The 4,849-nt window shown below is 46.6% G+C and carries 4 protein-coding genes; 2 read left to right on the top strand and 2 right to left on the bottom strand.

Annotated features, from left to right (window positions below; all coding sequences use genetic code 11):
• On the bottom strand, nt 1-140 hold a 140-nt coding region (locus tag EWV68_RS03980), incomplete at its 3' end, for a helix-turn-helix domain-containing protein (protein WP_287168898.1).
• Nucleotides 141-231: 91 nt separating this feature from the next.
• Here EWV68_RS03980 and EWV68_RS03975 point away from each other — a divergent pair.
• Nucleotides 232-1,608 carry a cobyrinic acid a,c-diamide synthase CobB gene (locus EWV68_RS03975; RefSeq protein ID WP_061431206.1) on the top strand — a complete coding sequence of 459 codons (1,377 nt, stop codon included), beginning with the start codon at nt 232-234 and terminating at the stop codon, nt 1,606-1,608.
• A 322-nt stretch (nt 1,609-1,930) separates the two neighbouring features.
• On the opposite strand, the gene EWV68_RS03970 is transcribed toward EWV68_RS03975, so the two are convergent.
• The gene (locus EWV68_RS03970) at nt 1,931-2,317 is read right to left on the bottom strand and encodes a hypothetical protein (RefSeq protein WP_061431205.1); all 387 of its coding nucleotides are present in this window, start codon (nt 2,315-2,317) and stop codon (nt 1,931-1,933) included.
• 389 nt (nt 2,318-2,706) lie between these two features.
• Between EWV68_RS03970 and EWV68_RS03965 the strand changes: the two genes are divergently transcribed.
• Nucleotides 2,707-4,566, top strand: coding sequence for an iron uptake porin (locus EWV68_RS03965; RefSeq protein WP_287168896.1), 1,860 nt, complete (start codon nt 2,707-2,709; stop codon nt 4,564-4,566).
• Nucleotides 4,567-4,849: the final 283 nt, after the last annotated feature.

The raw sequence follows: 4,849 nt of genomic DNA, 5'->3' as shown, positions 1-4,849 counted from the left end.
CTTTCTTGCTTTTCGTACCATGCTTGTGTTCTGACATGGAGAGCTTTATTGTAAACTAATCTTACACAGCCCAATGTGCGCCGCAATAGCGACTCTTGTTCGGGTGTTGGGTAAAATCGGTAAGAATAGGCTTTTTCCATATCCCGCATTCTAGCATATATCGTGTAAATGCGCTAATATTTGACGGTAAAGCCGTCGTAGAACGACGGGGTTTCAGACCCAAAATTTTCGATGATCATCGCAGGAGAAAGAAGCGGAGTCGGTAAAACTACGATTACTCTGGCAATCTTGGCCTATTTAATCAGTCGTGGCGATCGAGTGCAATCTTTTAAAGTCGGGCCCGATTATATCGATCCCATGTTCCATAGTCATTTTACCGGTCGCCCCTGTCGCAATCTCGATCCGGTTTTAACTTCTGAAGACTATGTAAAAACCTGTTTTGCCCAACATTGTCAAAATGTCGATTATGCTCTGATTGAAGGGGTAATGGGGCTATTTGATGGTATTCAATTAAGCGATACTCAATTTCCCGATTATGCCAGTACCGCCCATATTGCCCGTATTTTAGGGCTTCCTCTGCTGTTAGTTATCGATTGTAGTCGTTTATCTACCTCTGTCGCCGCTATTGTCCGCGGTTATCAATCTTTAGACAAAAATCTCCATCTAGCCGGAGTTATCCTCAATCGGGTTGGCAGCGATCGCCACCTGCAATTACTGCAAACCGCCCTAGAATCGATCAATATGCCGATTGTCGGGGTTTTGCGTCGTCAAGATTCCCTGACAATTCCCGATCGCCATCTAGGATTGGTTCCCAGGGATGAACTAGGAGAAATCAGGCAACTGCAAGATCAACTGGCTTCTATTGCCCAAAACTGCTTTAATTGGGACATTCTCTTGCCTTTACTCACTATTTCTCCCCAAGAGAACCCGAAAAATCCCACAGAAGAAAATAAGCTTTTTCCCCCTATCCGTATCGGTATTGCCAGAGATAAGGCTTTTAACTTTTATTATCCCGATAATCTCGATATTTTAGCCAATTTAGGCGCAGAATTAATCTTTTGGAGTCCCTTGCAAGGGGCAAATTTGCCCGAAAACCTACAAGGATTGTACTTTGGTGGCGGTTTTCCCGAAATCTTTGCCCCAGAATTAGCCGCTAACACCCCTATCTTAACTCAGGTGAGAAAAGCGATCGCCTCTGGAATGCCCACCTACGCCGAATGTGGCGGATTAATGTATTTATGTGAAAAAATAGTTGATTTTGAGCAAAAAAATCATTCTATGTTGCAAATAATCCCCCAATCTGCTATAATGTCGCCGAAGTTAACCCTAGGTTATCGGCAAGCCATCGCCCAACAGGAGACGATCCTGCTCAAACCAGGTCAACCAGTGCGCGGGCATGAATTCCATCGCTCCCAATTAAGCGGGGTGAGCGACGCACCGATTTATCAACTGCAAGCATTCCCCAAAAGTGCTATCAATGCCGAAGGGTGGCAAGGTAAGAATCTGCACGCTTCCTATCTCCACCTACATTTTGGGTCTAATCTCAGCCTGCCGAAAAAATTTTTAGCTGCCGGCCTTGATTTTTTCCGCACAGCTGCGTTAAGCTAGTTGCAGATAAATCTGATAATCAATCCGTTAAGGGATACAGGAGGTGATGTCGATGGTAGAAAGTAGTAAAAGCATGGGTCTCCTAATCGACAATAGCCGGCTGTGCGCCGGGGCTGTTCTCTAGACCCCCACGTCTAAACAAGATTTAGACTAGCTGGAGTTCCTTCCGGCAGTCTGGTGTCGATTCCGATGACCCGCTACACCGCCCTTACCGAGCAATTGGTAAGGGCGGATAGTTTTTGATGGTTTCCCGTCATCTGGGAACCCCAGAACCAGAACTAATACCAATTTTTTCCTAAGTGAGCCTTTCTTGACTTTAACTCTACGGGCGCAAACTAACCCAGCGTCGCTTCTGGTTTGGGGACACCATTTTAACGCCTGTCACCGAGATAATATTATTGGCCAAATTCTCTGCCATCATGGGAATGAGTTGATTTATATTATTCTCATAAGCTTTTATCCAGAATTTAGCTAGTTTCTCTCTCGCCTCCTCATTGACATAGATAGTTTTACCAGGCGTAATCAATACCATTGCCACATCACCGGAGTTTTCCGTGACGGCAAAGACAAACTGATCACGGTCGGACTTGAGACCTTCGTACCAGTAGTCTATGTGTTCTTCTAATTCGTATTCATAGAGAGCGCGTTCCATCTTGCCATCTTCTAGCAAGGCTTTACGCAGTGTATTGGCTATCTTTCTTTTTTTCATGGTCTTGTCTCTGTTTTTATCGGCGTTAAGTTTTGCCCATTAGACATCACTCCATATTAAGAGTGCCACCATAGAAATCATCAATTAACCTGACAACAACCCAGTTCAGTGGCCGTTATCAAAATCACAGAACCTTGCCCGACTCGTCTAGACGAGCCTGTTGTATGAGCTTAAGTTTTCTCTGTGTAAGGATTCTAACCTACTTTAGTTTTTGTTTAAGTGCCGTTAGGAGCGACAGGGTGGCCACTTTTTCAACTGGTCAAGGGAAAAAAAATGAGATCGCATCTTTCCCTAAGTAATTAAATTGTGTATAATGGCAAAAGAATAGAAAGGCTATATGCGTCGTCAAACTGTGTAGTCAACCTATAAGGTGTGAGGAAAAAACCATCATGTTAAGAATGTTCTGGAAATCATTGCTGGTTAGCCCAGCGATTTTAGGGGCTACCCTAGTAGCTTCCGCTAATGCTAGTAGCTTCGATCCCGCCAAATCTACCAGTGTTTCTACCGAATTTAACAATCTAGAAATCGCTCAAGTTCAGGACAACGCTGCAGGAACTGGCGAATTACTCAATCAGATCGAACAGTACGGTAACGAAGGTCAAGTGGCACCCGTACAGGGCAACACCATCGATCAAGTCACCAGCGTTAACCAACTGCGGGATGTTTCCCCCACCGCTTGGGCTTTCGAGGCTTTAAGAAGTTTAGTTGAACGCTATGGTTGTATTGTTGGTTATCCCGATCGCACCTTCCGCGGCGACCGAGCTTTAACCCGTTGGGAATTTGCGGCTGGTTTAAACGCTTGCTTAAACGTCATGGAACGTTTAATTCAAGATGGTGTGAACGTCCTCAAGGAAGACTTAGATGCCCTCAAGCGCTTGATGGATGAGTTCCAGGCCGAATTAGCGGCCTTGGGAGCTAGAGTTGATAACTTAGAAAGCCGGGTGTCTTTCCTCGAAAATAACCAATTCTCCACCACCACCAAATTAGCTGGGGAAGTTATTTTCGCTGTCACCGATACGGTCGGTGCTGGTAGCCCCGCCTCCCAGGCCGCCATGCAATACCGCGCTCGTTTGCTGTTAAACACGAGCTTCACCGGTCAGGACGTACTGAAAACTCGTTTAGCGGCGGGTAGTGCCACTCCCTTCGGATTTGATTACAAATCGACCACCACACTACAAAATGGTGATCCCGCTTCCGTCAGATTCGATAATCTGCAAAGCCCTTCCCTATTCCAAACTTGGACCGCGGCCGGTAACGGTAGCAATGTGGTTCTCGACTGGTTGGCCTACTATACCCCGATTGACTTAGGTTATTTTGGTCGCTTCAATACCTACGTCGCCGCTTGGGGCGGTATTTGGAATGACTTCGTTCCCACCACTAATCCCTTCTTTGAAGACTTCGACGGTGGTAATGGTGCGCTTTCGACCTTCGCATCCGAAAACCCCATCTATCGTATCGGTGGTGGTTCTGGGGCCGGTGTTAGCCTACAGTTAGGCTTCCTCCAAAGCATTGTCGGTCCGACCTCCCTATCCTTGGGTTACTTAGCCGGTGGTGGTGGCTCTGGTTCTGCGGCCAATCCTAACCCGGGTAATGGTCTCTTTAACGGAGATTACGCCGCTTTAGCACAGATTAACGCTAACCTCTTTAACTTCCTCAACGTCGGCTTCACCTACGTTAACGCTTACCAAGGTGCCGATACCGCCATCTTCGGTAACGGTGGTTCCTTCGGTGTAACGGGGACTTCCGCTGCTAACCTTTCCCAAACTCAGTTAAATACCCTGCTCAACGTCAACGGCAACCCTCCTGGAGACGTCACCCTACAGGATGAAGTCGGTTTCTTCAACTTCGGAGCCAAAGTATCCAATAGCTACGGTTTAACCGGTGCAGTGGATATTGGTTTCGCCAGCTTGAGTGCCTTCGGTTCCTACTCCACCGTGCGTTTACTCGGTCTCGGTGACGCGGAAGTGTGGACCTACGGTGCTGGTATTGCCTTCCCCGACTTAGGTAAAGAAGGAAATATCTTAGGTCTGTTTGCTGGTGCGCAGCCCTACATCGGTCACTTAAGCTTCCGAGACATGGGGCTAAAAGTATCTAACATCGTTCCCTACCACGTTGAATTGTTCTACAAGTACCAAGTCACCGACAATATTTCTATCACCCCCGGTGTCATCTGGATTTCTGCACCTGAACAGTTCAAAGGCACTGGTAATGAGTGGATTGGCACTCTCCGCGGCACCTTTACCTTCTAGGATTTCCTAAATTAAACCCGAAACCCCACCCATGGTGGGGTTTTGTTTTAGGCAAATAGACGCTGATATTCTATCTGGATACAAGCATCCTTGACACTCTCCGCCCTAAAAGTGCGGAGATTCTTGGGCTGAATCTTGCCGCTACTAGCAAAGCTAATTTTGGCCTTACAGTTTCATGTCTAGTCCGACTACACCTACAAGGTAAGCACTCTTAAAGACTACTCCCCAAGCGTAAATTTCTGTGTGTCCCACAGTATTTAATTGTTTTTCGCTCTTACCATGT

Source organism: Microcystis sp. M_QC_C_20170808_M9Col (genome assembly GCF_007095495.1).
GTDB classification, from domain to species: domain Bacteria; phylum Cyanobacteriota; class Cyanobacteriia; order Cyanobacteriales; family Microcystaceae; genus Microcystis; species Microcystis aeruginosa.
The sequence above is the reverse complement of the archived record's forward strand: the minus strand, read 5'-3'. Positions and strand labels throughout refer to the sequence as shown.